The organism is Celeribacter baekdonensis (genome assembly GCF_900102315.1).
GTDB lineage: Bacteria > Pseudomonadota > Alphaproteobacteria > Rhodobacterales > Rhodobacteraceae > Celeribacter > Celeribacter baekdonensis.
Genome location: NZ_FNBL01000013.1, coordinates 64,916 through 90,977 on the forward strand (window position 1 = coordinate 64,916; position 26,062 = coordinate 90,977).

At 58.3% G+C, this 26,062-nt stretch carries 28 protein-coding genes; 17 read left to right on the forward strand and 11 right to left on the reverse strand.

Translation table 11 applies throughout. The features are described 5' to 3' along the window. Positions 1-95: 95 nt before the first annotated feature. From yidC to BLT54_RS17590, 17 genes are all read left to right on the forward strand, one after another. A complete protein-coding gene (gene yidC, locus BLT54_RS17510; RefSeq protein ID WP_074646493.1) occupies positions 96-1,928 on the forward strand; it encodes a membrane protein insertase YidC in 1,833 nt (610 codons plus the stop codon). Between the two features lie 18 nt (positions 1,929-1,946). Continuing rightward, positions 1,947-2,594, forward strand: coding sequence for a ribosome biogenesis GTP-binding protein YihA/YsxC (gene yihA, locus BLT54_RS17515; protein WP_074646494.1), 648 nt, complete (start codon positions 1,947-1,949; stop codon positions 2,592-2,594). Positions 2,595-2,661: 67 nt separating this feature from the next. After that, positions 2,662-3,555 carry an acetylglutamate kinase gene (gene argB, locus BLT54_RS17520; RefSeq protein WP_074646495.1) on the forward strand — a complete coding sequence of 298 codons (894 nt, stop codon included), beginning with the start codon at positions 2,662-2,664 and terminating at the stop codon, positions 3,553-3,555. Further along, complete coding sequence (locus BLT54_RS17525; RefSeq protein WP_074646496.1) at positions 3,552-4,058, forward strand: SixA phosphatase family protein; 507 nt, start codon at positions 3,552-3,554, stop codon at positions 4,056-4,058. Before argB ends, BLT54_RS17525 begins: the two co-directional genes overlap by 4 nt. Positions 4,059-4,248: 190 nt before the next feature. Further along, complete coding sequence (gene phnF, locus BLT54_RS17530; RefSeq protein ID WP_074646497.1) at positions 4,249-4,965, forward strand: phosphonate metabolism transcriptional regulator PhnF; 717 nt, start codon at positions 4,249-4,251, stop codon at positions 4,963-4,965. Between the two features lie 4 nt (positions 4,966-4,969). Then, positions 4,970-5,389 (forward strand): phosphonate C-P lyase system protein PhnG, encoded by a 420-nt coding sequence (locus tag BLT54_RS17535; RefSeq protein WP_074646498.1) that lies wholly within the window; start codon positions 4,970-4,972, stop codon positions 5,387-5,389. After that, positions 5,389-5,925 carry a phosphonate C-P lyase system protein PhnH gene (gene phnH, locus BLT54_RS17540; protein WP_074646499.1) on the forward strand — a complete coding sequence of 179 codons (537 nt, stop codon included), beginning with the start codon at positions 5,389-5,391 and terminating at the stop codon, positions 5,923-5,925. The genes BLT54_RS17535 and phnH overlap by 1 nt, the downstream gene beginning before the upstream one ends. Then, on the forward strand, positions 5,925-6,998 hold the full coding sequence (locus BLT54_RS17545) for a carbon-phosphorus lyase complex subunit PhnI (protein WP_074646500.1): 1,074 nt from the start codon (positions 5,925-5,927) through the stop codon (positions 6,996-6,998). The genes phnH and BLT54_RS17545 overlap by 1 nt, the downstream gene beginning before the upstream one ends. Further along, positions 6,995-7,924 carry an alpha-D-ribose 1-methylphosphonate 5-phosphate C-P-lyase PhnJ gene (locus tag BLT54_RS17550; RefSeq protein WP_074646501.1) on the forward strand — a complete coding sequence of 310 codons (930 nt, stop codon included), beginning with the start codon at positions 6,995-6,997 and terminating at the stop codon, positions 7,922-7,924. The genes BLT54_RS17545 and BLT54_RS17550 overlap by 4 nt, the downstream gene beginning before the upstream one ends. Next, positions 7,921-8,718 carry an ATP-binding cassette domain-containing protein gene (locus BLT54_RS17555; RefSeq protein WP_009574057.1) on the forward strand — a complete coding sequence of 266 codons (798 nt, stop codon included), beginning with the start codon at positions 7,921-7,923 and terminating at the stop codon, positions 8,716-8,718. The genes BLT54_RS17550 and BLT54_RS17555 overlap by 4 nt, the downstream gene beginning before the upstream one ends. Further along, the gene (locus BLT54_RS17560) at positions 8,715-9,434 is read left to right on the forward strand and encodes a phosphonate C-P lyase system protein PhnL (RefSeq protein ID WP_074646502.1); all 720 of its coding nucleotides are present in this window, start codon (positions 8,715-8,717) and stop codon (positions 9,432-9,434) included. The genes BLT54_RS17555 and BLT54_RS17560 overlap by 4 nt, the downstream gene beginning before the upstream one ends. Next, positions 9,421-10,602, forward strand: a complete 1,182-nt coding sequence (locus BLT54_RS17565; protein ID WP_074646503.1) for an alpha-D-ribose 1-methylphosphonate 5-triphosphate diphosphatase — start codon at positions 9,421-9,423, stop codon at positions 10,600-10,602. Before BLT54_RS17560 ends, BLT54_RS17565 begins: the two co-directional genes overlap by 14 nt. Before the next feature lie 123 nt (positions 10,603-10,725). Next, positions 10,726-11,529: a phosphonate ABC transporter ATP-binding protein gene (gene phnC / locus BLT54_RS17570; protein WP_074646504.1), complete on the forward strand. Its 804-nt coding sequence runs from the start codon at positions 10,726-10,728 to the stop codon at positions 11,527-11,529. A gap of 39 nt (positions 11,530-11,568) precedes the next feature. Beyond that, positions 11,569-12,483 (forward strand): phosphate/phosphite/phosphonate ABC transporter substrate-binding protein, encoded by a 915-nt coding sequence (gene phnD, locus BLT54_RS17575; RefSeq protein ID WP_074646505.1) that lies wholly within the window; start codon positions 11,569-11,571, stop codon positions 12,481-12,483. A gap of 72 nt (positions 12,484-12,555) precedes the next feature. Continuing rightward, positions 12,556-13,506, forward strand: coding sequence for a phosphonate ABC transporter, permease protein PhnE (gene phnE, locus BLT54_RS17580; protein ID WP_074646506.1), 951 nt, complete (start codon positions 12,556-12,558; stop codon positions 13,504-13,506). Beyond that, positions 13,503-14,360 (forward strand): phosphonate ABC transporter, permease protein PhnE, encoded by an 858-nt coding sequence (phnE, locus tag BLT54_RS17585; RefSeq protein WP_074646507.1) that lies wholly within the window; start codon positions 13,503-13,505, stop codon positions 14,358-14,360. The genes phnE (BLT54_RS17580) and phnE (BLT54_RS17585) overlap by 4 nt, the downstream gene beginning before the upstream one ends. Beyond that, positions 14,357-15,001 (forward strand): DapH/DapD/GlmU-related protein, encoded by a 645-nt coding sequence (locus tag BLT54_RS17590; RefSeq protein ID WP_074646508.1) that lies wholly within the window; start codon positions 14,357-14,359, stop codon positions 14,999-15,001. The genes phnE (BLT54_RS17585) and BLT54_RS17590 overlap by 4 nt, the downstream gene beginning before the upstream one ends. Positions 15,002-15,051: 50 nt before the next feature. Here the strand turns inward: BLT54_RS17590 and BLT54_RS17595 are convergent, their stop codons facing one another. The 11 genes from BLT54_RS17595 to crcB all read right to left on the reverse strand — a co-directional run bounded on the left by BLT54_RS17595 (position 15,052) and on the right by crcB (position 26,052). Beyond that, positions 15,052-15,867, reverse strand: a complete 816-nt coding sequence (locus tag BLT54_RS17595; RefSeq protein WP_083351883.1) for a sugar phosphate isomerase/epimerase family protein — start codon at positions 15,865-15,867, stop codon at positions 15,052-15,054. Further along, the gene (locus BLT54_RS17600) at positions 15,854-17,059 is read right to left on the reverse strand and encodes an MFS transporter (protein ID WP_074646510.1); all 1,206 of its coding nucleotides are present in this window, start codon (positions 17,057-17,059) and stop codon (positions 15,854-15,856) included. Before BLT54_RS17600 ends, BLT54_RS17595 begins: the two co-directional genes overlap by 14 nt. Further along, entirely contained in the window at positions 17,056-18,267 is a 1,212-nt protein-coding gene (locus tag BLT54_RS17605) for an alpha-D-ribose 1-methylphosphonate 5-triphosphate diphosphatase (RefSeq protein ID WP_074646511.1), read from the reverse strand. The genes BLT54_RS17600 and BLT54_RS17605 overlap by 4 nt, the downstream gene beginning before the upstream one ends. Positions 18,268-18,514: 247 nt before the next feature. Next, complete coding sequence (locus tag BLT54_RS17610) at positions 18,515-19,303, reverse strand: amino acid ABC transporter ATP-binding protein (RefSeq protein ID WP_009574046.1); 789 nt, start codon at positions 19,301-19,303, stop codon at positions 18,515-18,517. Between the two features lie 15 nt (positions 19,304-19,318). Beyond that, the gene (locus tag BLT54_RS17615; RefSeq protein WP_074646512.1) at positions 19,319-20,635 is read right to left on the reverse strand and encodes an amino acid ABC transporter permease; all 1,317 of its coding nucleotides are present in this window, start codon (positions 20,633-20,635) and stop codon (positions 19,319-19,321) included. A gap of 1 nt (position 20,636) precedes the next feature. Then, the gene (locus BLT54_RS17620) at positions 20,637-21,857 is read right to left on the reverse strand and encodes an amino acid ABC transporter permease (RefSeq protein ID WP_074646513.1); all 1,221 of its coding nucleotides are present in this window, start codon (positions 21,855-21,857) and stop codon (positions 20,637-20,639) included. A 144-nt stretch (positions 21,858-22,001) separates the two neighbouring features. Beyond that, complete coding sequence (locus BLT54_RS17625) at positions 22,002-23,027, reverse strand: amino acid ABC transporter substrate-binding protein (protein ID WP_074646514.1); 1,026 nt, start codon at positions 23,025-23,027, stop codon at positions 22,002-22,004. Positions 23,028-23,254: 227 nt separating this feature from the next. After that, positions 23,255-23,962, reverse strand: coding sequence for an ATP12 family chaperone protein (locus BLT54_RS17630; RefSeq protein ID WP_074646515.1), 708 nt, complete (start codon positions 23,960-23,962; stop codon positions 23,255-23,257). 4 nt (positions 23,963-23,966) lie between these two features. After that, complete coding sequence (locus tag BLT54_RS17635; RefSeq protein ID WP_074646516.1) at positions 23,967-24,638, reverse strand: HAD-IA family hydrolase; 672 nt, start codon at positions 24,636-24,638, stop codon at positions 23,967-23,969. After that, on the reverse strand, positions 24,635-25,681 hold the full coding sequence (locus BLT54_RS17640) for an RluA family pseudouridine synthase (protein WP_074646517.1): 1,047 nt from the start codon (positions 25,679-25,681) through the stop codon (positions 24,635-24,637). Before BLT54_RS17640 ends, BLT54_RS17635 begins: the two co-directional genes overlap by 4 nt. Continuing rightward, entirely contained in the window at positions 25,678-26,052 is a 375-nt protein-coding gene (crcB, locus tag BLT54_RS17645) for a fluoride efflux transporter CrcB (RefSeq protein ID WP_074646518.1), read from the reverse strand. Before crcB ends, BLT54_RS17640 begins: the two co-directional genes overlap by 4 nt. Positions 26,053-26,062: the final 10 nt, after the last annotated feature.

Below are 26,062 nucleotides of genomic sequence, written 5' to 3' on the forward strand. Positions count from 1 at the left end.
GCATTTTCCAAAAGAAATAGCCAAAACCGCTTGACGTTCCGGCCTTGGACAGGTTGAACCAGCCAAGATTATTTTCCAAAAATCGGGCGGCCTTCATGGACGATCAAAACAAGAACCTGATTCTGGCCGTAGTGTTGAGCGGCGCTGTCTTGCTTGGCTGGCAGATCTTTTTCCCAGCTCCCCAACCTGTTGTGGACCCCAACGCCCCTGTGGCGACGGCGGTCGATCAGGGGGGCACCGGGGCGTTGACACCTCCGGGTGCCGACGCCGCGACCGAGCTGACAAGTGTCAGCAACGCTACGGCGGAACAAGTGCCGGATGCGGCAAGGATCACCATCGAGACCCCCCGGCTGGAAGGGTCTATCTCCCTCGCAGGGGGGCGCATCGACGATCTCTCCCTCAAAGACTACAAAGTCGAGCTTGACAGTGACGCGATCGTCACCTTGCTTCGCCCGGTGGGGAGCGAGAGCCCCTATTACGCCCTGTATGGCTGGGCACCGGGCGGCACTTTGGACGCCTCTGACGTGCCGGGTGCAAACACCACCTGGTCCGTAGAAAGCGGTGACGTTCTGTCCTTGGATGCCCCCGTCACACTGGCTTGGGACAACGGCAAGGGCCTGATTTTTCACAGAAACATTGCGATTGACGAGAACTACATGTTCACCGTCACGCAGTCCGTGCAAAACAACAGCGCAACCCCGGCCCGTATGGCGGCCAACAACGAAGTTGTGAAAATTGGCAAGCCCGAAGACCTGACGCGGTTGCTCGTCCATGAGGGCGCGATCCGCCAGTCTGGCAAGGAACTCAAAGAGATCAGCTTCAAAAGCTCGATGCTTAAAACCAAGTTCACCGAACTGGATGCGGACCCGCGTTGGGGCCAGCACGCCGAAATCGTCGATGTCGAAAAAGACGGTTGGGTGGGCTTTACCGATCACTACTGGATGACGGTTCTGATCCCAGATTCCAACGATCCGTTCACCTCGGTCGTGTCTTATCAGGAAAGCGCCGACGTCTATCGGACGGTTGCGCGCTACCCGACAATTGAACTTGCTCCGGGCCAGTCCGTTGAAATCACCTCGCGCTTGTTCTCCGGGGCGAAAGAATGGGAAACCATTCGCAGCTATGAGACCAAAGATGGGGTCTATAAGTTCAGCGACTCGACCGATTGGGGCTTGTTCTTCTTCTTTACCAAGCCGATTTTCCGCATTCTTCACGCCCTCAATGGCCTGATTGGCAACATGGGCTGGTCGATCGTTCTTCTGACGCTGATCCTCAAAGGCATCATGTTGCCGCTGGCGTATAAATCCTACGTCTCCATGGCGCGGATGAAAGAGCTTCAGCCGGAGATGGAAAAACTCAAAGCCTCCGCTGGCGACGACAAAGAAAAACTCCAGCGCGGCATGATGGAGCTCTACAAGACCAACAAGGTGAATCCGGCCTCTGGCTGTTTGCCGCTGATCTTGCAGATCCCTGTGTTCTTCTCGCTCTACAAGGTGATCATCGTCACCACCGAATTGCGTCAGGCCCCGTGGCTCGGTTGGATCAAAGACCTGTCCGCACCGGACCCAAGCTCGATCCTGAACCTGTTCGGTCTTCTGCCCTTCGCAGCCCCCGAAGCCGGCACGACCTTTGCCCTTGTCTCCCTCGGGATTTTGCCGATCATCCTCGGTATCTCGATGTGGTTGCAACAAAAGCTGAACCCAGCCCCCACAGACGCCTCGCAGGCGATGATCATGGCTTGGATGCCTTGGGTGTTCATGTTCATGCTCGGCAACTTCGCCTCTGGTCTGGTGCTCTACTGGATTTGCAACAACACGATCACATTCATACAGCAGTACATCATCATGCGCAGCCACGGGCACAAACCCGATGTTTTGGGCAACGTGTTACGCTCGCTGCGGCTTAAGAAAAAGGAGGGGGCGTCCTGATAGGGCGTCCCACACCAGATGAACCTAAGTTTTCCCATTGCGGATCCTGACGCGGCGGCCCTCGAGAAGGGCCGCTTGCTGTTTGCGGCACAGACCGAATTTGTCAAAGGCGTGGTGGCCATGGACGGCATGCCGCCTGATGACCGCCTTGAGGTCTGCTTTGCAGGCCGCTCAAACGTGGGCAAATCGTCTCTGATCAACGCCCTGACCGGGCATAAGGCGCTCGCACGTGCCTCGAACACGCCGGGTCGGACACAAGAAATCAACTTTTTCACCGCCTCAGACAGTCATTACCTCGTCGACCTGCCCGGCTATGGCTATGCCAAAGCGCCGATCCAAACCGTCGAAAAATGGCAACGCCTGCTTAAGGCCTACCTGTCTGGCCGCGCCACGTTGCGCCGGGCCTTTGTGCTGATCGACAGCCGCCACGGGGTCAAATCCGTGGATGAGGACATCATGGAGCGGCTCGACAAGTCCGCCGTGACCTTTCAGGTGGTGTTGACCAAAGCCGACAAGGTCAAAGAGGTGGAGCGCGCGGCGATCTTAGAGCAGGTGCGCGCGGCGGTGGCAAAACACCCGGCCGCCTACCCGGAACTGATCGTCACCTCCTCGGAAAAAGGGTGGGGCATTGATGTTCTGCGCGCCGTGATCGCAACGCTGGTGTAAGCGACCCTTGCACCCGCGCCCGGGAACGCGATACTCAGGAGCAACCCCTCCAATGGACTCCCGGGAAATGAAGACGCAAGACATGAACAGAGACTGGATCGCAACCGCCCGCACATTGTCACAAGCCTTGCCCTATTTGCAGCGCTACGAAGGCGCGACAGTGGTGATCAAACTTGGCGGTCACGCCATGGGGTCTGACGAGGCGATGGAAAGTTTCGCCCGCGACGTGGTGTTGATGCAGCAGGTTGGCGTCAAACCGGTGATCGTTCATGGCGGCGGTCCGATGATCAACAAGCTTTTGGCCGATCTGAACATCAAATCCGAATTCGTCAACGGCAAGCGCGTGACCGATAAGGCCACCGTTGAGGTCGTCGAAATGGTCCTGTCCGGCCTTGTGAACAAACGCATCGTTCAGGCGATCAATAGCCAAGGTGGGCGCGCGGTCGGGATTTCCGGCAAGGACGCGAACCTGATGATTTGCGAACAGACTCATCCCGATTTGGGCTTTGTTGGCACGCCAGTCAAAATGGACCCCTCGATCATCAAGGAACTTGGCGATGAAAACCTCATTCCGGTGATCGCGCCTGTGGGCGCGGGTCGCGACGGCGAGACGTTTAACGTCAATGGCGACACCGCCGCCGGCGCCATCGCGGGCGCGCTTAAGGCCGATCGCCTGTTGCTTTTGACCGATGTGTCCGGCGTCAAAGGCGCGGATGGAAACGTCTTGACCTCGCTCAACTCCGAACAAATCCGCACCCTCACCGAAGAGGGCATCATCGCCGGTGGCATGATCCCGAAAACCGAAACCGCGCTGGATGCCCTGAACGCCGGGGTGCGGGCCGTGGTGATCTTGGACGGGCGCGCACCCAATGCCTGTTTGTTGGAACTTTACACCGAACACGGTGCGGGTTCGCTTATTCGCGACAGCCAACCCAGTATGAAACCGCATGGCGCAAAATGAGCCTGCGCCTCATCCTGATGCGGCACGCGAAATCGAGCTGGGATGATCCTCTGAGCGACGATTTTGACCGGGTGCTCAATGCCCGCGGCCAAAGCAACGCCGCCCTGATGGGGATTTGGCTGCGGGACAAAGGGTATCTGCCTGATCAGGTGTTGGTGTCTGCCGCCGCGCGCACCCGCGAAACCTATGAATGGTTGTCCAATGGCATGGGGCTCTGTGCCGATCTCGTGGTCAAAGACACGCTGTATCTCGCCTCTGACATGCGGATCATGTCCCAGTTGAAACAGGCCGAGGGCAACACGGTTTTGGTGATCGCCCACAACCCCGGCGTTGGCGAATTTGCCGCACGCTTTGCCAACAGAGCGCCGCTGCACAAAGACTTTGCGCGCTACCCAACCTGTGCCACCACGGTGTTTGACGTGGCCGCCCCGACTTGGTCAGAGATTGCATTTGGCGTGAACCCGGTTGTCGACTTTGTGGTGCCGCGCGATCTGGACGCGTAACTCTCCCCCCTTCGCTTTTTGACAGGTCACAGCGACAAGGCAGCCGGGCCACCGCGCTGCGCGGGGCTGATTTGCCATAGCCCCACACAATTCGCCCCATACGGATCGTCATCAAAATCTGCGCCCGGCGTCATGCACATGTTACCAACGCGGCGTAGTCCACATTCATCCGAATGAATGATGGTGGACAATGATCACTCAGAAATGGCGGCGCATCTGTGACGCAATCGAACAAGACATCGCCAATGGCACATTGCAACCGGGGGACAGGCTTCCGACCGAACCCGAATTGGCGGCGCGATATGAGGCAGGACGCCATTCTGTGCGTCGCGCCATCGCTGAACTGGCACGCGAAGGCAGTGTCAGCGTCGAACAGGGGCGTGGCACCTTTGTTGAATCCGGCCCGATGCTTGAATATGCGATCGGAACGCGCACGCGGCTGCACCGCAACCTGAACTCGCAAGGTATCGAGGTGACAGGCGCATTGCTTGGCGCGGAAATAACCGCCGCCTCCGAACGGGTCGCGCGCGCGCTCGGCCTGCTTCCCGGCGCTCCCGTGCAAAAAAGTCGCCGCATCACCTATGCTGACACGCTGCCGATCAACATTGGAACCGGCTATCGCTGCGCCAAACGCTTTCCCGATTTTGTCACCCGGCGTGATCTGATCGGCTCGGTGACCGAGACTTATAAATCCTACGGCATCACCGATTATCTGCGCGCCGAAACCACTTTGCACAGCCGCCTTGCCCGCCCGGAAGAGGCCAAGCTTTTGCGTCAGCACCCGCAAACCCCGGTCATTGTCATCCGCGCCATTGACCAATCCTTGGATGGCACGGCGTTGAGTTTCAGCGAAGTCATCTGGTCGGCGCTGCGCGTCAAATTCACCATGACAAACGAGAGGGACTAAGGCGATGACCCATCCGCACAACCTATGCCTCACCACATTGGCGCGCAGCGACGCCTGCGCGATCAAGACCTTTGGCGAGGGGCTGCTTGATCACCTCGATCCGGTCGAAGTGCTTTCAAGTCGAACCGGACTGGTCATGTTGCCGATGCGCGACACGGCGCAGGGCACGGGGTTTCATCTTGGCGAGGTGCTTGTGAGCGAGGCGCATATCCGAATGGGCGCGCATGAAGGTTATGGCATGCGGCGTGGGCGTGATCTTGAGGCGGCCATGGCCATGGCGCTAGTCGATCTGGCGTTGGACGCGGGCCGTGCGGTGGCGGACTGCACAGCTTTTGTCAGCGAACAGGCAAAAATGCAGCAGGCGCAGGATCATGACACCCTGTGCCGGATCGAAGCGACCCGCGTTGATATGGAGACGTTCTGATGCGCACAGCCCCCACACCCTCGCGTGAGGAAACCCGCGCCAATGCCACATTCGAGGCCCTGATTTGGTCGATGAGCCGCCCCGGCCGCCTGCGCGATTTACCCGAACGAGGCGAAGCCCAAATCATTGAGGCGCTGATCGACCGCGAATGTCATGTCTTCTGCGCCGACCCGCTTTTGATGCCCAAAGTGTTGGAAACCGGCGCGCGTATCGCAGCGCTGGCGGGCGCCGATCATGTGTTTCTGGGCGCGCTCACCGATCTGGATGGCCTGAAATCCCTGTCGACCGGCTCCGATCTCTACCCCGACGGTGGCGCCAGTGTCGTGATCCGCGCCCGCCTTGGTGAAGGGCCGCGCCTGCGTCTCACCGGGCCGGGGATCGAGACAGAGGAATGCGTTCATATCGGCGGGGTGCCGGACGGGTTTTGGTCCCTGCGCCGCGATCTCATCCAATACCCGATCGGGTTCGATGTGTTTTTCATCGACGGTGCGCAGGTCCTGGGCCTGCCACGGTCAACCAAAGTGGAGATGCTCTGATGGCCTATGTGGCGACGCGCGGTGGCGAACAGGCGATTGAACAGGCAGAACGGTTGTTTCGCGCCGAGATGGGCGAGATCACACCCGAACGGGTGGCGGAGATCAAAACTGCCCTGCCCTATCTGATCGACCGGGTGATGGGCGAGGCCTCGCTTTATGACGAAGACCTCGCCGCGCTGGCTTTGGCGCAGGCGGGGGGCGACTTATATGAGGCGGTTCTGTTGCTGCGCGCGTGGCGCACGACGCAACCGCGACTGCATGTGGCGCGCCCGATTGAACAGGTAACCCTGTTTACCCATCGTCGCATTTCGGCAGCGTTCAAAGACATTCCCGGCGGTCAGGTGCTTGGCCCGACCTTGGATTATTCCCACCGGATCATCGCAACCGATGTGCTTGAGGGCGCGCGTTATGTCCCGGCCCCGGTCACCCCCTCGGCCACGCCCGCCCCCGCGCATCAGCCTTCGGTTGCGGCGTGGCAGGCGGAGAATGATCTGGTGGAAATGCCCGGTTTCGATGAGACCGCGCCCGAGGACATTCCCGATGTGACCCGTGAGCCAGTTTTGTTTCCGGCCACGCGCGCGCACAGGTTGCAAAGCTTGGCGCGCGCGGACACGGGCGCGACTTTGGCGCTTGGATATGCGGCGATGCGCGGCTACGGCCAAGCGCATCCAACGGTGAACGAATTGCGCCTGTGCGAGGCTGAGATCATCGTGACCCACCCGAAAGGCACAGCCTTTTCGGCAGGACGGGTCAAGGTGTCACAGGCCGAGGTCGTGTCAAAGAAAGGCGACACACTTGAGCTGGGCTTTGCCGCCACGCTGGGCTGGAACGAGGTGAAATGCATCTCCGCCGCCACGCTGGATCTCAACAGCAAAGGCGCGCCCAAAGGGTCACCCACCGAGGAGGAATTCTACCTCTATCATACCGAAGGCGTGGAAAGCTCGGGCTTCTGTATCCACTTCAAACTGCCGCATTATGTGACATTTCAATCCTCTTTGGATGCAATGCGCAGCGCCAAGAAGACCGGCACAACGGCAGAAAAAACATCCCCCTCAAAGGAACCTGCGCAATGAGTGTGACGCCACAAAGCCTCAAAACCTTGTCCCGCGCCTGGGAGCCGATGAGTTACGGCTTTCTGGACGCCTCTGCCAAGCGCGAAATTCGGCGCAAAATGATCAAAGCCGTGGCGGTGCCCGGTTGTCAGATGCCCTATGCCAGCCGCGAGGTGCCGATGGCACGGGGCTGGGGAACGGGGGGATTGCAGGTGTCGCTGACTCTCATCCACCCCAACATGCGGATCAAAGTGATTGATCAAGGCGCTGACGACAGCGTCAACGCCGCGTCGATCCGGCATTTTTTGGCCAGGGTCTCCGGTGCGCCAACCACGCTTGATACGCTCCAGGCCGATCTGATTCAGTCACGCCACCGCATCCCGGAAGAAAAACTGAACGAGGCTCAAATCCTTGTGCTGCAAGTGCCCAACCCCGAGCCTCTGCGCCCGGTTCAGCCCAATATGTCAATCGCGCGTCAAATGCATGCCGATGCGGATTATGGCCGGATGTGGCTACAGCTTTACGAACAAATCGTGCGATCCGGGCGGGTGATGCAGGGCGCGAGCTACCCCTCGATGGTCAATGGACGTCACGTCATGACCCCTTCGCCGATCCCGCGTTGGGACGTGCCAAAGCTGAACATGGCACAGCATTTGACAATCCTGTCTGCGGGTCGCGAAAAGCGCATTTTTGCCGTTCCCCCCTACACTCGCGTTGAACCTCTGGTCTTTGATGATGTGCCCTACAAGGTCGAAGAGCACCACGACCTGACCTGTTCCCGCTCCGGCGCCAAAGGGTTTTTCATGAACGAAATCCCACAAGAGGATGGCAGTTCCGCCTATGAACTGTCCGACAGCGGCTTTGGCGTGAAACACATCCAACAGAGCACGGGCGACGCCGTCACCTTTGGCAAGACATGGTATGAAAATGGGGAGATGGCAGAATGACCCTGACACTCGACGCCCCGCGCATCGTCACCACGCGGCCTTTGGTGACTCTGCGCGATGTCACCAAGACCTATGGCGATGTGCAGGCTGTGACCCGCGTCTCAGCCGAGGTATTTCCCGGCGAAGTGCTTGGGATTGTGGGGGAAAGTGGTTCTGGAAAATCAACGCTGTTGCGGATGATGAACCTTGAGGACACGCCCGACAGCGGCAGCTACACATTGGATCTGCCCGATGTACAGGGCAATCTGTTTGAGCTTGGCCGTTTCGCGCGCCGGATGCTCTGCGCAACCAAGATCGGCATCGTGTATCAGAACCCGCATCTTGGGCTTTTGATGAAACACTCCAGTTCCGGCAACGTGGCCGAGCGGCTTTTGATTGCCGGAGAGCGGCGGTTTTCCGTGCTGCGCGACAAGGCGCGCGCGGCCTTGGCGGCGTCCGAATTTCCGCTTGAACGCCTTGACGCACCGCCGATCGAATTGTCGGGCGGCATGCAGCAACGTGTGCAATTGGCCAAGGCGATCGCGCTTGAACCTGCGTTGTTGTTGCTGGACGAGCCGACCACGGGGCTGGATGTCAGTGTGCAGGCGCTGGTGCTTGATACGCTCAAACGGCTGCAACAGGACCGCAATATCACCATGGTCATCGTGTCTCATGATCTGGGGGTGATCCGCACTTTGGCCGACCGCGTCATGGTCATGCGCCGCGGCGAAGTGGTCGAAGCGGGGTTGGTCGATCAGATTTTCCAAGACCCGCAACATCCCTACACGCAACAATTGGTGCATGCGAAACTATGAGTGTCATTCTCCACGTCCAAGGCCTGACCAAAGGCTTCACCATGCACCATCTGGGCAGTCAGATGGCGGCGTTTTCCAACATTTCTTTTGATCTGAACGCGGGCGAATTTCTTTTGCTCAAGGGTCAAAACGGCGCGGGCAAATCCACGATGCTGCGCACCCTGTATCGCAGCTATCTGGCGCAGGCGGGTCAGGTTCTATTTCACTCGGATCACGGGGTGATCGACCTGTTGCGCGCCGCCGACGTGGATGTGACCCATTTGCGACGCACCGAGATCGGATTTGTCACTCAGTTCCTTGTGGCACGCCCGAGGGTTTCAGCCGAAGATCTCGTGGCCGAGCCGCTGCGCATGGCCGGGCACAGCGCGCCACAGGCCCTGGACAAGGCGCGCTATTGGCTCAAGGCTTTCGGGGTCAAAGACAGCCTCTGGCGCGCCTATCCCACGACGTTTTCAGGCGGAGAGCAGCAAAAGGTCAACCTCGCCCGCGCGCTGATCTTGCCCCGAAAGCTGTTGCTTTTGGACGAACCGACCGCCTCGCTCGACGCACATGCGCGGGTGGCTCTGGTCGCGCGTCTGCATGAGCTCAAACAAAGCGGCACCGCCATGATCGGCGTGTTTCACCATCCCGATGACGTCGAACACCTGATTGACCGAGTCATTGACCTGACCCCTGATGCCCCCAATATGGAGGACCGCGCCGATGTGGCTGTCTAATCTTTCCCTCGTCTTGCCGGATCGTGTGCTCACTGACGGCGCGCTCTGCATTGAAAACGGGTTGATCGCCCAGATCGCCGAACGGCCTGTTTCAAACGGCATCGACTGTGGCGGGGCGCTGGTCTTTCCCGGCTTCATCGACATGCACGGCGACATGATCGAAACCGAATTGGAACCCCGGCCGCGGGTCGATTTCCCGATGGAGGTGGCTGTGTCGCATCTTGATGCGCGCTTGTCCGCGGCGGGGATCACCACGGCTTATGCGGCGGTGAGTTTCTCGCGGGCAGCAAGAATTGGCGAACGGCGCTCGTTTGAACACACCAGCCAAGTCATCCGTGATCTGCACCGGCTGCGCAGGTCCTGCCGCGTCGACCATCGCATCCATGCTCGCTTTGACATCACCTATGCCAATGCGGTGCAGGTGCTGGCCGATTTGATCGCCGATGAGCAGGTCGATTTGGTTTCCGTGATGGATCACACGCCGGGTCAGGGACAGTATCGCGACATTGAGCGTCATATCAGCCTTATCGCCACACGCGACGGCATGTCCGAAACCGAAGCCAGACAGGTCGTGAGCACCAGGATCGCTGAACGCACCCGCCCGCAGGAGGTTATTCTCGACAATCTCCGTCAGGTTTCCAAGCTCTGCAAAAGCCACGGTGTCGCGCTTGCGAGCCATGATGATGACAGTGCCAAAAAGGCGCTTTTGATGGCCGAAATGGGCGCGGTGATCAGCGAGTTTCCGGTCACGTCTGAGGCGGCCGAGACCGCCGCAGCGCGTGGGATGCTGAATGCGATGGGGGCACCAAATGCGATGCGCGGTCAGAGTTATTCCGGCAATCTTTCAGCGCGCGAGGCACATGCCAAGGGGCTGTTGCACATTCTCGCGGCGGATTACCACCCGGCGGCGATGTTGGCGGCGGTGATGACCTTGGCCGAAAGCGATCCAAAGGGGCTTGCGGGGGCGGCGGCTTTGGTAACGGCCAATCCGGCCAAAGCACTGGGGCTGACGGATCGCGGGCGGATCGAACCCGGACTGCGTGCCGATTTGGCGCTGGTTGAACGTGGCGCGCTGACCCGTGTGAGCGCCACGTTTTGTGGCGGCAAGATGATCCATTCGATCGGGCGGCTGCAGAGTCGCGACCTTAAGCTGTTACACCCTGCCTGAGGCGGCTGTCACATATCTGTCGCCAAATTATCAGGGCATCGTCATGCAAATGTCGGCGGGACGTTAATCCGCTCACGTAAACCTCATGGTGAAACATCCGAATGAATATCTCCGGAGTATACCATGAGTTCTGCCTTGATCCTGTCCAATGTCTCCCGCTCTTTTGGCGAGACCCACGCCGTCGACAACGTGTCGATCTCCATTGAACCGGGGCAGTTTATCGGCGTGATTGGCCGCTCGGGTGCCGGAAAATCAACATTGCTGCGTCTGCTCAATCGCCTGGTCGATCCCACTGCGGGGTCGATTTCGTTTGGTGACACCAACATCACCGCGCTCAAGGGCAAGGCCCTGCGACACTGGCGTCGGGATTGCGCAATGATCTTTCAACAGTTCAATCTCGTCGATCGGCTTGACGTCTTAACCAATGTGCTGATCGGGCGTCTGGCAGAACACGGGGTCCTGTCGTCGATGACGATGCAATTCTCTGATGAGGAGCGCGCCATGGCGATCCGGGCTTTGGATCGGCTTGATCTTGTGCCGCAAGCGCTGCAACGCGCGGGGACGCTGTCAGGCGGGCAACAACAACGCGTGGCCATCGCCAAGGCGCTTGTGCAACGCCCGAAAATCATGCTCGCCGACGAACCCATTGCCTCGCTTGACCCGGCCAATGCGACGCTGGTGATGGACGGGTTGAAACGGATCAACCGGGAGGACGGGATCACCGTTTTGGTGAACCTGCACACGCTCGACACCGCCCGCGCCTACAGTGACCGCATCATCGCCATGCGTCAGGGCCGCGTGTATTTCGATGGCACCCCCGAACAGCTCACCGATGATGTCGTGCGTGACATTTACGGACTTGATGGCCTGCAAGAGTTTAACGCGGCGGTCACATCGACCGCCGTACACGCCACCGTGCCGGCCTGATCATCGCCTTTTCACAAACGCTTCAAAGGAGATTTCCACATGCGTTTCATCACTGCCACCGCTCTTGCGGTTCTGATCGCAGCACCTGCGCTCGCTGAGGGTTGGAAAGAAGACTACCAAACTTTGAAATTCGGTGTCCTTTCGGGCGAAAACGAAAAAGACCGTCTGATGCGCACGGAGCCGCTGCGGACGTATTTGGAAAACACATTGGGGGTGAAGGTCGAAATTTTCACCGCAGGCAATTATGATGGCGTGGTTCAGGCCATTGCCGCAAATCAAATCGAGATTGCCCGTTTTGGCTCCTCGTCCTATGCCGCCGCCTACACCGCCACCAATGGCGAGGTCGAGCCGATTTTGACCACCATCAAAAAAGACGGCAACACCGGCTATCGCTCCATCGTTGTCACCCGCTGTGACTCGGGGATCAAAAGCCTTGCCGATGCCGCAGGCAAGATCCACGCCTTTGCTGACCCGGATTCGACCTCGGGCTACGCCGTTCCTTATTTCAACTTCCTGACCAAGGAAGGGTTCAAACCCGAAGAATATTTCGCCGCCGTGCCGTTCTCTGGCTCGCATGAAGCCGGGGTGAGCGGGGTTGTGAACGGGACATTCAACACCGCATCGACCTACCAGAACAACGATCTGGATGGCATCTATCAGCGGATGGAATCCAAGGGCATGATCGAGGCCGGGCTGATCTGCAAAATCTGGGAAAGCCCGGAAATCACCTCTGGCCCCTGGACCGTGCGCAGCAACCTGCCGGCTGAACTGATTTCCGATCTGACCAATGCTCTCGAAGCCTTCCCGACGGAAGACCCCGAAGGCTACGCGCTTTACTCGTCCTTTGAGCCAACCGACCCGAACCCGGAGATCGGCTTCACCCGCGTGGATCGCGATCGCTACCAGTGGATCGTCGACATGCGCGATTGGATCAAAAGCCAGCGTCGCGGCTGATCAACCTGCATTTAAAAGGGGGCACACTGGTGTCCCCTTTTATCCTTTTGGCCTGATCTCACAGAGGTTCATATGACCTTCACAGTCGCCCCAATGCCCCAGTTGACCGTCGACGCAGCCGCGCCGGAACGGCTGACACAATTCGAATTGGACTTTGCCACCAAACGTCGTCAAGCGCGGCGGGGCTGGGCCATTGGCACGCTTGTCCTCGTGTCGCTTTTCGCGTTTTCGGCATGGATCGGAGATTTTTTTAAGATCACCCAAGTCACGATGCCCGACGGGGCGCGCGAATGGCGCTGGATCATTCCTGCGGGGTTGCCCCGGTTGGGCGAATATGTGTCCCAGACCCTCCCAACCCTGCGGTGGGATAGTTTTTGGAGCGATTTTGGCGAATGGTTCTGGCGTTGGAAAACCTGGCTCAAACTGCTTTGGGAGACGGTGCTCATTGCCTTTATGGCGACCACATTCGGCGTTGTCGGCGGGTTTTTGCTTTCCTTTCCAGCAGCACGGAACCTGTCGCCTAACAAATGGGTGTTGTGGCTGACCCGTCGTTTGCTTGAAATCACCCGCACCGTACCCGACATCGTCTGGGCGCTGATCTTTGTGTTTTGCTTCTCTGTGGGTCCGATGGCGGGCGTTTTGGCCATTGGCACTCATGCCTGCGGCGCTTTGGGCAAGCTCTATTCCGAAGTGAACGAAAACATCGACATGCGCCCGCTCGAAGGGGTCAAAGCGGCCGGGGGCACATGGTTCGATCAAATCCGCTACGGCGCCGTGCCGCAAGTGCTTCCCAACATCATCAGCTACACGTTGCTGCGCTTTGAGATCAACGTGCGCTCCTCCTCCATCATCGGCTATGTCGGCGCGGGCGGTTTGGGGCAGGAATTTCGAACAGCCATGAGTTTTCAGGAATACACCGATCTCTCTGCGCTGTTTCTCATCATTCTCGCGACGGTCATCGTTATCGACTACGGCTCCGAGAAACTGCGCCATAAAATAATCGGAATGGAGGATCGCCCATGAGCCTGACCCATGCGCAAATCGAACAGGCCCGCGCCCGTGTGCCACGCGCCTTTCATCTCCCACTGACCCTGCGCCTGCGCCGGATCGCGCTTTGGACGCTGTTCGCGGGGCTGATGCTCTATTGTCTTTGGGTTTTCAATTTTAGCCCAACCCGCATCTGGATCGGTCTTGGCCGTCTGGGACATGTGTTGGGTTTCATGTTCCCCCCCTATATCTGGAAAAGCTGGCCGGAGTTTTCCGAGATTCTCAAAGGGCTGGGGGAAACGCTTTCCATCGCCTTCATGGGGACGCTGTTGGGGGCCATCGTGGCATTTCCTTTGTCCTTTTTGGGGGCAAAAAACATCAACCGGCTGAATGGTTTGCGCCTTGGGGTGCGGCGCGGCTATGACATCATCCGCGCCTTCGAAACGCTGATCCTCGCGTTGATTTTCATTCGGGCGTTCGGGCTTGGACCATTGGCGGGTATTTTGGCCATCGCTGTCTCCGAGGTCGGCACCTTTGCCAAACTGTTCTCCGAGGCGATTGAAAACACCTCGACCAAACCTATTGATGGGGTCAAGGCCTCGGGCGGGACACGGTTTCAACAAATCCGCTTTGGCATCGCGCCACAGGTCAATCCGGTGATCCTGTCCATCCTGCTTTATAATTTCGAATCCAATGTCCGCTCCGGCACCATCCTCGGGATCGTGGGCGCAGGCGGGATTGGATTTCTACTGTCGGACCGGATTTCCGCGTACAAATGGGATGAGGCGTGGTCCATCATCTTTCTGATCATCGCCATGGTCTATGTGATCGACCATCTTTCGGGGATCATTCGGGCACGCATCATCGGGGACTGGGAGGGCACGAAATGAGCGGTGCAGGATCAAAGAAACAGCTTTCTGAAAGGCCCACGATTCATCCCGAGGCCGATGTCAGCGATTGTGATCTGGGCGCATGGACAGAGGTTGGCAAGGGCACGATGATGAAGTCGTCAAGCATGGGCGATTACTCCTACATCACCCAACACTGCCATGTGGTTTGGACGAGTATCGGCAAATTTTGTTCCATCGCCAATGCGGCGCGGATCAACCCTGGCAATCACCCGACATGGCGCGCGGTACAACACCATTCGGTGTACCGCGCCGAGGCCTATGGGCTGGGTGAGGATGACCATGATTTCTTCGAATGGCGCAAAGATCATTGGGTCACCATCGGCCATGACGTTTGGATCGGCCATGGCGTGACCATCACCGCAGGCGTGACCATCGGGACCGGAGCCGTCATTGGCGCCGGGGCCGTCGTGACCCACGACGTCGCGCCCTATACGGTGGTCGGCGGTGTCCCTGCGCGCGTGATCAAACCCCGCTTTACGGAGGCTCAGGCGGCGGCCCTCATGGAGATCGCCGTCTGGGATTGGCCGCGCGACACATACAAACAGGCCTTGCCAGATATTCGGGCCTTGGACATTGACGCGTTTATTGAAAAATACCGAGACGAAAAACACCGGGGCTGACCCCGCCACGCATCAGCCCGCCGCAGATCCATGACGGCGGGCTTATCGTCTTATGCAACCAGACCAAGCCCTTTGAGATAGGCGTAGCCTTTGGGGATGTCGGCCTTGTTGCGCAGTTCCAAAACCACATGCGGCGCACTCGCACAGGTGCTCAGAGCGCGAAACACCGCAGACCATTCAATGTCGCCCTCGCCCGGTGCCCAATGGCGGTCGGCATAGCCGTCCACGTCCTGAATATGGATATGCTGTAACTGCTCCCCCGCGTCCCGCACGAAATAATCCACAGGCGGCGCGCCGGACATGCACCGTGCCAGATGCGCATGACCCGTGTCGATTGACAGGGCAACCGAAGGCGAAGCAAAGCTTTCGACCATCTTGCGCCGTGTGGCCGGGTCCACGTCCTTAATATTTTCGATCACAAGCGTGATGCCCATGTCTTCGGCGGCGCGCACGACCGGGGTCAGGACGTCCTGAATGCGTTCAAGCTTGGCCTCGGCATAGCCCTTGGTACACAAAAGATTGTTTTGATACCAACGTGTATAGGGCGAGTGCAGCACCATCTGGCGTGCGCCGATCCGGTCCGCCGCTTCCAACGCCCGCAAAAACCGCGCGGTGATGAGCGGACGCAATTCCGCATCCTTATTGTCGAGGTCGAGACCCTCATAAGGGCCATGAATCCCGACCCGCCCGGCATGCCCCGCAAGCGCGGTTTTCGCCGCAGCGATACGCGCCTCAAACTCGCCCGTGAGGGCGGCATGGGTCATGAAATCCTGCACTTCGATGTCACGGTCAGCCTCAAACAGCCACTCCCGATGCAAAGCAATCTCATCCGTTTTCAGGCAGGCACCGATCTTAAGCGGCAACATGGCGATTTCTCCTTGGGTCGGGGATCAAAAAATAGGTCGCAAGGGCAAAGCACAGGCAAGCGGCCATGGCTGCAAAAGACCACCACCCGCCAAATTGCTCCGCCAGATAAGCAAAGGTGAAAGGGGCCGAGGCGTTGACCGCCATTTGCACAAAGGACATCCAGCCCAGCCGCGCGCCGTAACCTTGCTGCCCAAACAGAGCGAGCGGCAACGTGCCTCGGGCAATGGTCTTGATTCCATCCCCCATGCCATAGAGCGCGGCAGCACAGAGCAGGCCGATGAAACTGGCTCCAAACCCCAGAAGGAGGATAAACCCGGCAATCATCAACCCAAGCGACATAGCGTAGGTCACAAGCGGATAGAGGTTGCGGCTTACGAGCATTTCAAACCCGCGCCCCACGGTTTTAAACGGTCCGATCACGGCCCCGGCAAAGGCGGCAGCGGCGGCCGTGTGCCCCAATGTCTGCACATTGCTCACCCAAAGCGTCATCACAGCCCCCATCACATAGCCCGAGAACACGAAGGACAAGATCATCCAAAGCATCGCTTTCTGTCGCACAGCCCCTTGCAGTTCGGGCCAGTCCTGATTCAGCGGGGTGGCGACTGCCTCCGGGCCTTTTTGCGGTCCGCCGAGGAGAACAAAATGCAGCGGCGTACAAATCAAAAGCACCATGAGGCCCAAGGTGATCCATGTGGTCTGCCAACCGAACTCATTGGCAAGGCTCAGCGTCAAAGGCCAAAAGATTGTCGAGGCCACGCCACCAAAAAGAGCAATGATCGAAATCGCCCGCGCCGCAGGGACACGGCTCTCAATCCGCATGATCGCAGCAAAAGCGACATTGTAGAGCACGAACATGCCCGCGCCTTCGGCCAGCAAGATCGCAAGGAAAAGCCCGAATTTTCCACTCACTTGCGACAGGGACATCAGCGCCAGTCCGGCAACGATCGACCCAAGCGTCATCACCCAACGCCCGCCAAAACGATCAACCAACATGCCCGCCACGGGTGAGACAAGCCCGCCAAAGAACAGGCCCAATGACAGGATGCCAAAAACGGTCGACAGCGACAGATCGAGATGTTCGGCCATCCGTGGCAACAGCACGGCATAGGCATACATCAGACTGCCGTAGCCCAGAATCTGCGTGAGTCCGAGGCCAACAGAAGGGATGTAATCGCGCAGATCTGGTTTCATCCGGCGGACTGACCGCGATAGGCGCACCGCCCACCAACCCAAGTGCCCAGCACCGAGGGCGCATGGCCCTCAGGCCAGTCGATCAGCACAAGATCGGCGCGTTTGCCAAGCGCGATCTCACCCCGGTCGCTCAGGTTCATCGCCCGCGCCGGGCCAGCGGAGACCAGAGACCAAATCGCGCTGCGATCCGCACGTTTATCGGCGTCCAACCGCGCCACGGCGGCCAACATCGCCGGATAAAAATAATCCGAGGCCAAGACGTCGCAAAGCCCCGATTCCACCATGTCGCCCGCGCTCAAAGAACCGATGTGACTGCCGCCACGGGCGGCGTTGGGCGCGCCAAAGATGATCAGATCGCCCCTGTCGCGCGCGGCCAGAGCCGCCTCCATCACCATGGGAAATTCCGCTGCTCTCGCGCCCAAAGCGCGGAAATAGCTCCGGGTTTCAGAGCGGGTGTCATCATGGCTTAACATCGGTGCGCCGGCTTTGCGGCCCAGATCGGTGACCCTGTCGATGGCCGCAGGCACGTCAGACCGCCGTTCCCAGACACGGGCCAAAAGCGCGACGTATTCGGCATTGGTAAGCCCCGAACGATGCGCCTTGGCCGCGATGCGGGCGGTCATCCGGGGATCATTGAGATCGGCCACGGAAAACGCGGGTGAAAATTCAAACGCCCGCTCCTGGATCGCAACATCAAACCCGCGCATGGTCATGGACGTGTGATCATTAAAGGCGATGGAGGGCAAAAACGGCGCGCCAAGCGCCCATTCGATGACATCGAGCGCCTCAAGAGCAAAGGTTTCCCAGCGCAGTTGAACCCGGTTTTCAACCGTGAGGCGTGGGGCCAAATCCAACAACGCCTGCATCATATGGCGACCGCGCGCCACATCGCGCAGCCCCGGTTCCCAGCCGAGCGTGACGGCATGATAGGCGGTCGCGATGCCGTTGGAGGCGAGTTGTCGGTCGGTGTCGATCACTGCGGCCTCAAGCGGAAAAAAGACGCCGGGACGGGGCATGAGTTGGCGTTCAAACGCATCGCCATGGACGTCGATCAACGCGGGGGCAAGGGTTTTACCCTTGGCATCAATGATGTCGCCCTGCGCCGGACCGTCGATTTCAACGATATGGCCGTCAAACACGGTGACATTGACCTGTGCGATCTCGCCGGGGAGGTAGACGGTTGCGCCTTGGAACGTGTGTAGGGTCATGAGGGGCGCTGCTCTAATGGATTGGCCGAGGCACAGCCAAGGATCGTTTGGATCTTGGGGGCATAATCGTACGGATGAATTTCACCGCAAAGCATATTCTGCGTGACGCGGATGCGAAGTTTTTGTGACGATACTGTCCCAGCGGCGGGAGACCCAGCCGGTAGTCACTAAACCAAGAGACACCCAAAACAAAGGACGCCCCGAAGAGCGCCCTTTGGTCTGTGATGGTCTGTGATGTGGTGTCGGTTTAGTGGCCGAGGATCTGAGACAGAAACAGTTTGGTGCGATCCGATTTCGGATTGTTGAAAAACTCTTCCGGCTCGTTTTGTTCGACGATTTGACCTTGGTCCATGAAGATCACGCGGTTGGCGACCTGACGGGCAAAACCCATTTCATGGGTCACGCAGAGCATGGTCATGCCCTCTTCGGCCAGTTCGATCATGGTGTCGAGCACCTCTTTGATCATCTCCGGGTCAAGCGCCGAGGTCGGTTCGTCAAACAACATGATCCGCGGTTTCATGCACAGCGAGCGGGCAATGGCCACGCGCTGCTGCTGCCCGCCCGAAAGCATGCCGGGGTATTTGTCGGCCTGTTCCGGGATTTTCACTTTTTCGAGGAAATGCATCGCGATCTCTTCGGCCTCGCGTTTCGGCGTTTTGCGGACCCACATCGGTGCAAGGGTGCAGTTTTCCAAGATGGTGAGATGCGGAAACAGGTTGAAGTGCTGAAAGCACATGCCGACTTCCGAACGGATTTTGTCGATGTTTTTCAAATCCGAAGTCAATTCGGTGCCATCGACAATGATCTTGCCTTTTTGGTGCTCTTCAAGGCGGTTGATACAACGGATCATTGTCGATTTGCCGGAGCCAGACGGCCCGGCGATGACGATCCGCTCCCCGCGATTGACGGTCAGGTTGATGTCACGCAACACGTGAAACTCCCCATACCATTTGTTCATATTGACGATCTGAACGGCCACCTCATCGGAGACGGTCAGCTTCGAGCGGTCGATTGTGCGGTCTTCTGCGAGAGACATATCCGGTCTCCTTTCTTAACGGTGATCGGTGCGGAGCTTGCGCTCCAGCCACTGTGAATAACGAGACATAGAGAAACAGCAGACCCAAAAGATAAGTCCGATGAAGATGTAGAGTTCCCAGGTGATGCCGTTCCATGCGGAGTTTGCGCGGATCGCCTGAGCGGCGGCGAGCATGTCGAAAATGCCGATGAAAAAGACCAGAGTGGTGTCTTTGAACAGGCCGATAAAGGTGTTCACGATGCCCGGAATCGAGATTTTCAACGCTTGCGGCATGATAATAAGCCGCTGTGCTTTCCAATAGTCGAGACCCAGCGCATCGGCGGCCTCGTATTGACCCTTTGGCAGGGCGGCAAGGCCGCCGCGGATCACTTCGGCCATATAGGCGGAGGAGAACAAGGTCACCATGACGATCACGCGCAGGGTGAGGTCAAACTCGGTATCGGGTGGCAGGAAGTAGTTGAGCAACAGCGAGGCGGTGAACAGCAAGGTGATCAGTGGCACGCCGCGCAGGAATTCGATGAAACCGACACAGATCATTTTCACCAAAGGCAGATCGGATTGACGCCCCAAGGCAAGGATGATGCCCAACGGCAAAGACAAAGCGATGCCAGAGACGCCGATGATCACGGAGATGACAAAACCGCCAAGCTCGCGGCTTTGGATTTCACGCAAGGCCAAGAGCGGCATAGTGTCGTTGAGCGCCGAGACCACAATGGGGCCAAGGATCATCCACCACACAAAAGCGGCGACAGCAGAGACCAGAGCGGTCAGGCCAGAGCCAAGATAACGCGCCGCGACGGAGGCGGTGAAATAGGCAATCCCAAAGCCGACAGCCACAGAAATCGGCCCCCAAAGCGAGCCCCCCCAGATCAGCCAGACCATGACAAAGGGATAGGCCATGGTGATCCACATCATCTTGCGCGGCAGTGCATCGAACAGCACCGGCAAGATCGCGAGGATCAACAGGACAAAGGCGACATGGGTGCGCCAATATTCGGTGGAGGGGAAGAAGGTTCCATAGACGATCTGGTTCCAACGCTCGTTGATGACGGCCCAACAGGCATGATGGGTATTGCCATAGCGTTCGTTCAGAATGGCGCGGCATTCCTGCAAGGAATCCGCGGTCCAAACCCCGCCAAAGGCCCAAGGCACGAGCGCTTGCAACAGGGTGAACACCAGATAAAGCGAAACCAGTGTCAAAATCGTGTTGAACCAGCCCGAAAACAGGTTTTCACGGACCCATTTGGAGGCCCCAACCTGTCCTCGCGGGGCCGGTTGTTGTTCTAAAATTTCAGAGCGCACATAGGCGATGGTTGAATTTTGTTTGACCATCTTAACGCTCCTTCAACTTCATGGATTTGTTGTAGACGTTCATGCCCGACGAAATGATCAGAGAGACGATGAGATAAATCAGCATCATCAAAAGCATACATTCAAGCTCGCGCCCGGTGTTGTTCATCGTCGTCCCGCCCAGGGTGGCACGCAAATCTTGATAGCCAACGGCCAAAGCGAGAGAGGAGTTTTTGGTCAGGTTGAGGAACTGAGAGATCAGCGGCGGGATGATGACGCGGAGCGCCTGCGGCAAGATCACAAGGTTCATTGTACGTGAAGGGCGAATGCCCAGGGCAAAGGCCGCTTCGGTCTGGCCCTTGGAGACCGCGAGAATGCCGGAGCGGACGATCTCGGCGATAAAGGCGCCAGTGTAGATCGACAGCGCCAGCCAAAGCGCGATCATCGAGTTGCTAAGCTGAATGCCTCCCTGAAAGTTAAAGCCTTTGAGCGCCGGGGAATCAAAGGTGATTGGAGCGCCCAAAGCCAAGTAAACCAAAAGCGTCGGCGCGATGAAGATCGCCAGTTTGATCCAGGCGGTTGGCAGGATTTGCCCGGTCGCTTCAAACCGGCGCTGCGCCCATTTGCCAAAGGACCAGAGGGCCAGAAGCGACAGTAAGAACGTGACAATCACAAAGACGGAACCTGCGCCCCAAACCGGCATGGGAATGTATGTCCCCCGGTTGGTCACCGCGACCGTGTCCCAAAGCCACATCGACGCAGTCGGCGTTTCGCCACGAAAGGCGCTTGGCTGTGGCAGGGCTTCGGACAGAACCGCCATGGTGGCGATGATCCAGATCACAACCGGAATGTTGCGGAAGGTTTCGACATAGACCGTCATGACCTTGGCCACGAGCCAGTTTTTCGACAGGCGCAACACACCGGCTGTGACCCCCACCAAGGTTGCCAGAATGCACCCCAGGAAGGCGACAAGAAGCGTGTTCAACAAGCCAACCATGGCGGCTCGGAAATTGCTCGATGTCGAGTCATATTCGATCAAGGTCTGCTGGATGTCATAATTGGACGGGTTGCGCAAAAACGTGAAATCAATTTCCTTGCCAAGATTGGCAAGATTGATCGTCACGTTACGGACAAGTATCCAGCCAACCAGCATGAAGGCTATAAAAACAATGACTTGGATCGTGATCGAGCGATACCGCGTATCGTAAATCAACTGACTGAGCCGAAAACCCTGGCTTTGCGGTATATCTGTAAGTGTCGTCATAAGAGACGGTCCCCTGTTTCCCCTGAATAAACCCATACCCCGCGCGATCCCATGGTCCGCGCGCCGAAATGTTTGACTATCGTTTGGGTAGCGTCAGAACGGAAAAGGGCGCGGTATGACCCGCGCCCTTCCCACATTATGATCTTAACGGAAGGGCGGCGAGTAGATCAGGCCACCTTCGGTCCAAAGGGCGTTCAAGCCACGCGCCAGGCCCACCGGAGTGTTCTCACCGATGTTTTTCTCAAAGCTTTCGCCGTAGTTGCCAACTTGGGTGATAACGTTGTACGCCCACGCATTGTCAAGCCCCAGCATCGCGCCAAGTTCGCCTTCGACGCCCAGAAGACGGTTGATCTCCGGGTTCTCAGTGCCTTTGACAAGTTCCGGCGCATTGGCGGAGGTCACACCAAATTCTTCAGCAGTGACCATCGCATTCAACGTCCAGCGCACGATGTCACCCCAGTTGTCGTCACCGTGACGCACAAGCGGGCCAAGCGGCTCTTTGGAGATGATTTCCGGCAGAACGACATAGGCTTCCGGGGTTTCGAAAGAGGCGCGCGATGCGGCCAGAGCGGAGGCGTCTGTGGTGTAGACGTCACATGCACCTGCAAGGAACTGGGTCTGAGCTTCGGTAAAGCTTTCAACCGGAACCGGTTCGTAATCCATGTTGTTCACACGGAAATAGTCGGCAAGGTTGAGTTCGGTGGTGGTGCCGGTTTCGATACACACGGTCGCACCAGCCAGTTCTTTTGCGGAGGACACACCGAGGGCTTTCGGGACCATAAAGCCCTGACCATCGTAATAGTTCACGCCCACAAAGGTGTTTTTGAGATCCACATCACGAGAGAAGGTCCAGGTGGTGTTCCGTGCCAGCATATCGACTTCGCCGGATGCCAGTGCGGTGAAACGCACAGCGGAGGTCAGCGGAGTGTATTCAACTTTTTCAGCATCGCCGAGAACGGCCGCGGCAACAGCGCGACACAGATCAACGTCGAAACCGATATATTTACCGTTTGCGTCCGGCGCAGCAAAGCCGGGAGTGCCCGGGTTCACGCCGCATTTGAGCGCGCCGCGCTCTTGGACGGCGGCAAGTGTTGACGAATCTTGAGCCATCGCCGCACCAGCGGCAAGGCCAGCCATCGTCAGCGCGCCAAGAAATACGGATTTTTTCATGTTTACCTCTTCCTGATACTGCGCCGTTTTCGGCGCTTCTTTTCCGATCCCCTCCGGGTCGGGAACGTTACCAAAGTGAGCAATTGCCCCTTCGATGAGCGTAGTTTGGAGGGATTCATTCAAGAACGTCAAGAGTGGGATCACGATTCTGCATGATAACCGTGCGTTCGCCCAAACCGCTTGCGGAAATGCGCGTGAATTCAGCAAGGCAACTGCAGGAGCGCCACTTAATTGACCAAGCGGTAAAAGAGTTCTGCATGAACAAAGCTTTGGCGCTTGATTTCGGCGCTCTCACTGGCCTCTTCGTCCTCGCCCCATTGTTCAATTTGGTACAGTTCATCAAGGCGCGATCGCATCCATGCCTCGTCTGCAGACAACTTCCCATGGGTGACCGCAAGGCCAAGAATCAGCGAGCCTGACAGGCTGACCAGATCGTGAAACGCCGCCAGTTCGAATGCGTTGAACCCATGGCTCTTGGCGCGCAGGACCTGCAACGCCTCCGCCTCCTGTGGCACATGCATGATGCCCGTCCGGGGATGAAGCCGCACACCAAACGCCTCTTCGGCCCAGTCGAGAAGGGGGTCCCACTGCTCCGCCTGACGCTCCACCAACTCGCGCGGATGGGCGGCGCGGTAACAGAGCAAATCACTGTCCCCATAATCGGCCAGCAAATTGGCAACCTCGGCGTGTTGAATGGCGACTTTATCAATGGCGGCATTGGCGCTGCGGGTGGCGGGCATGGTGTTTGGGCCAATCTCCCCCTCCTGCGCCTCCCATTCCGCCGCGATCACCTCGGCCAAAGCACGGGTCGGGACGATCAGCGGCGCTTTGGCAGGGGTGCGCACCGGACGGCCATCCAGACGGATTTCAAACCCGCCCTCAACGGCCTCAACCGTGGTCTTTTTCCAAAACCGCTTTGCCTTCCATTCGGACACGTCGTCACCCTTTCCACATCTCATCCAAGGCCGCATTGAGCTGGCCAAAATCATCCAAAACCACATGCGCGCCCGCAGCCATGAGCGCCTCACCCCCATGATAGCCCCAGCGCACACCAATCCCTTGGACCCGTGACGCGCGGGCCATTTCCATGTCATAGGTCGTATCGCCAATCACCACCGCCTCGGACGCCGCGACATTACAATCGGTGAGGCAACTCAGCACCATCGAAGGATGCGGTTTGGAAGGGTGATCATCGGCGCATTGCGTGGTGACAAACAGATCGGCAAACGCCCAATCGGCCAGCAGCGCATCCAAACCCCGGCGGCTTTTCCCGGTCGCAATCGCCAACACAACATCGCCCTGCGCGCCCAAAGTCCGCAGAGCCTCTTCGGCACCGGGATAAAGCGGCGAGGCGGCGGCGCCCTGTTTCAAACGATGGGTTTGGAACGCGTCCTTATAGCCATCAACCATCCGCGCAATCGCGGCGTCATCCGCCTCAGGTGCAAGTTCGCGCATCGCCACCGGCAAAGACAGACCAACGATGGACAGGATGGTGTCACGGTCCGGGGCCGCCTGCCCTACGGTCGCAAATGCGGCTTCCATCGACATGATGATATGAGCCTGACTGTCGACCAGTGTGCCGTCTACGTCGAATATAACGAGTTTGGTCATCGCAGCGTCTCGAACGGATCAACGGCGGCCAGATCATCAGTCCAGCCAAACGTGTCCCAACTGTTGCGCATATGTTCGGGCAAGGGCGCGGTCACGGTGATGACCTTATGCGTCACCGGATGTTCAAAGGTCAGGCTGCGCGCGTGCAGGTGGAGTTTTTTCGAAATGATCCCGCCCAATTGCGCGCCCCAGCCATCGCCAAGGTTTTCCTGACCAGAGCCACCATATTTACCATCGCCAATGATCGGATGGCCGATCTCGGCCATATGTGCGCGCAACTGGTGGGTGCGCCCGGTGATCGGCTCCATCGCCACCCAAGAGGCGCGCGAACCGACGCGGTAAAGCGTGGCATAAAGCGTATGCGCACGTTTGGCGTCCGGGTTGGCATTCATGTCGCGCGGATGGATGGCGATCATCTTTTCGCCCTCGCCGCGCGCACCATGGCCGCCCGCTTTCATCAAACCGTATTTGATTTCGCCAAGGTACGGCACAGGCACGCCCGCCACCAAAGCCCAGTAAATCTTGCGGGTGTTTTTGTGGCGGAAGGCTTCGGTCAGTTTCGTGGCCATCGCCGGTGTGCGGGCCAAAATCAGAACGCCAGAGGTGTCCTTGTCAAGCCGGTGCACAAGGCGCGGTTTTTCCTCAAGTCCGAATTTGAGCGCCTCAGCCAGACCGTCAACATGACGCGTCTGTTTCGATCCGCCTTGGGTCGGCAAGCCCGCCGGTTTGTTCAACACGATGACGTAATCGTCTTTGTAAATCACGCAGGACTGGATCAGTTTCTCGTCAGCGGCGGAAATCGCGTCGCCACTGCGGTCGCGTTTGGGCGCGACCTCATCGGGCAATGGCGGCACGCGGATTTCCATCCCCGGCCCAACCCGCGTGTTGGATTTCACCCGCCCGCCATCGACACGGATATCGCCCTTGCGGCACATCTTTTCGATGTTGCCTTGGGTGATTTGTGGAAACATTTTGCGAAACCAACGGTCGAGCCTTTGCTCGGGTTGATCGTCGCCAATGGTGATCATCTGAACCCGGCTCATGCGTAAAAACTCCGTGCGGTGTAAAGGCCCAATACGATGCCGCCCAATGCGAGCACCAATGTTGCAACGACATAAAGAGCGGCCAAAGTGACCTCGCCGCGCTCATAAAACGTAATCGCATCCAGCGAGAAGGCCGAATAAGTTGTAAAGCCGCCCAACATCCCCGTCATCAACAGGGGCGCGTAGCGGTTGCCGTTTTCATGGGCAAGCACCACGACGATGACCCCCATCAGAAACGAGCCCAAGAAATTGACCGTCACAGTGCCCCATGGAAAATCCTTGCCCAAAAGCCGCGCTGTGGCGAGGCCGATCATGTAACGCGCCGTGGCGCCGAACGCACCTCCGAGGGCGACTTGGATCAAGGGGGGCATGACAGTCCTT

Bases quoted from the DNA above. Each gene is read 5' to 3' on its own strand.
- yidC (WP_074646493.1), top strand. From the start codon at position 96: ATGGACGATCAAAACAAGAACCTGATTCTGGCCGTAGTGTTGAGCGGC.
- yihA (WP_074646494.1), top strand. From the start codon at position 1,947: ATGAACCTAAGTTTTCCCATTGCGGATCCTGACGCGGCGGCCCTCGAG.
- argB (WP_074646495.1), top strand. From the start codon at position 2,662: ATGAAGACGCAAGACATGAACAGAGACTGGATCGCAACCGCCCGCACA.
- BLT54_RS17525 (WP_074646496.1), top strand. From the start codon at position 3,552: ATGAGCCTGCGCCTCATCCTGATGCGGCACGCGAAATCGAGCTGGGAT.
- phnF (WP_074646497.1), top strand. From the start codon at position 4,249: ATGATCACTCAGAAATGGCGGCGCATCTGTGACGCAATCGAACAAGAC.
- BLT54_RS17535 (WP_074646498.1), top strand. From the start codon at position 4,970: ATGACCCATCCGCACAACCTATGCCTCACCACATTGGCGCGCAGCGAC.
- phnH (WP_074646499.1), top strand. From the start codon at position 5,389: ATGCGCACAGCCCCCACACCCTCGCGTGAGGAAACCCGCGCCAATGCC.
- BLT54_RS17545 (WP_074646500.1), top strand. From the start codon at position 5,925: ATGGCCTATGTGGCGACGCGCGGTGGCGAACAGGCGATTGAACAGGCA.
- BLT54_RS17550 (WP_074646501.1), top strand. From the start codon at position 6,995: ATGAGTGTGACGCCACAAAGCCTCAAAACCTTGTCCCGCGCCTGGGAG.
- BLT54_RS17555 (WP_009574057.1), top strand. From the start codon at position 7,921: ATGACCCTGACACTCGACGCCCCGCGCATCGTCACCACGCGGCCTTTG.
- BLT54_RS17560 (WP_074646502.1), top strand. From the start codon at position 8,715: ATGAGTGTCATTCTCCACGTCCAAGGCCTGACCAAAGGCTTCACCATG.
- BLT54_RS17565 (WP_074646503.1), top strand. From the start codon at position 9,421: ATGTGGCTGTCTAATCTTTCCCTCGTCTTGCCGGATCGTGTGCTCACT.
- phnC (WP_074646504.1), top strand. From the start codon at position 10,726: ATGAGTTCTGCCTTGATCCTGTCCAATGTCTCCCGCTCTTTTGGCGAG.
- phnD (WP_074646505.1), top strand. From the start codon at position 11,569: ATGCGTTTCATCACTGCCACCGCTCTTGCGGTTCTGATCGCAGCACCT.
- phnE (WP_074646506.1), top strand. From the start codon at position 12,556: ATGACCTTCACAGTCGCCCCAATGCCCCAGTTGACCGTCGACGCAGCC.
- phnE (WP_074646507.1), top strand. From the start codon at position 13,503: ATGAGCCTGACCCATGCGCAAATCGAACAGGCCCGCGCCCGTGTGCCA.
- BLT54_RS17590 (WP_074646508.1), top strand. From the start codon at position 14,357: ATGAGCGGTGCAGGATCAAAGAAACAGCTTTCTGAAAGGCCCACGATT.
- BLT54_RS17595 (WP_083351883.1), bottom strand. From the start codon at position 15,867: ATGTTGCCGCTTAAGATCGGTGCCTGCCTGAAAACGGATGAGATTGCT.
- BLT54_RS17600 (WP_074646510.1), bottom strand. From the start codon at position 17,059: ATGAAACCAGATCTGCGCGATTACATCCCTTCTGTTGGCCTCGGACTC.
- BLT54_RS17605 (WP_074646511.1), bottom strand. From the start codon at position 18,267: ATGACCCTACACACGTTCCAAGGCGCAACCGTCTACCTCCCCGGCGAG.
- BLT54_RS17610 (WP_009574046.1), bottom strand. From the start codon at position 19,303: ATGTCTCTCGCAGAAGACCGCACAATCGACCGCTCGAAGCTGACCGTC.
- BLT54_RS17615 (WP_074646512.1), bottom strand. From the start codon at position 20,635: ATGGTCAAACAAAATTCAACCATCGCCTATGTGCGCTCTGAAATTTTA.
- BLT54_RS17620 (WP_074646513.1), bottom strand. From the start codon at position 21,857: ATGACGACACTTACAGATATACCGCAAAGCCAGGGTTTTCGGCTCAGT.
- BLT54_RS17625 (WP_074646514.1), bottom strand. From the start codon at position 23,027: ATGAAAAAATCCGTATTTCTTGGCGCGCTGACGATGGCTGGCCTTGCC.
- BLT54_RS17635 (WP_074646516.1), bottom strand. From the start codon at position 24,638: ATGACCAAACTCGTTATATTCGACGTAGACGGCACACTGGTCGACAGT.
- BLT54_RS17640 (WP_074646517.1), bottom strand. From the start codon at position 25,681: ATGAGCCGGGTTCAGATGATCACCATTGGCGACGATCAACCCGAGCAA.
- crcB (WP_074646518.1), bottom strand. From the start codon at position 26,052: ATGCCCCCCTTGATCCAAGTCGCCCTCGGAGGTGCGTTCGGCGCCACG.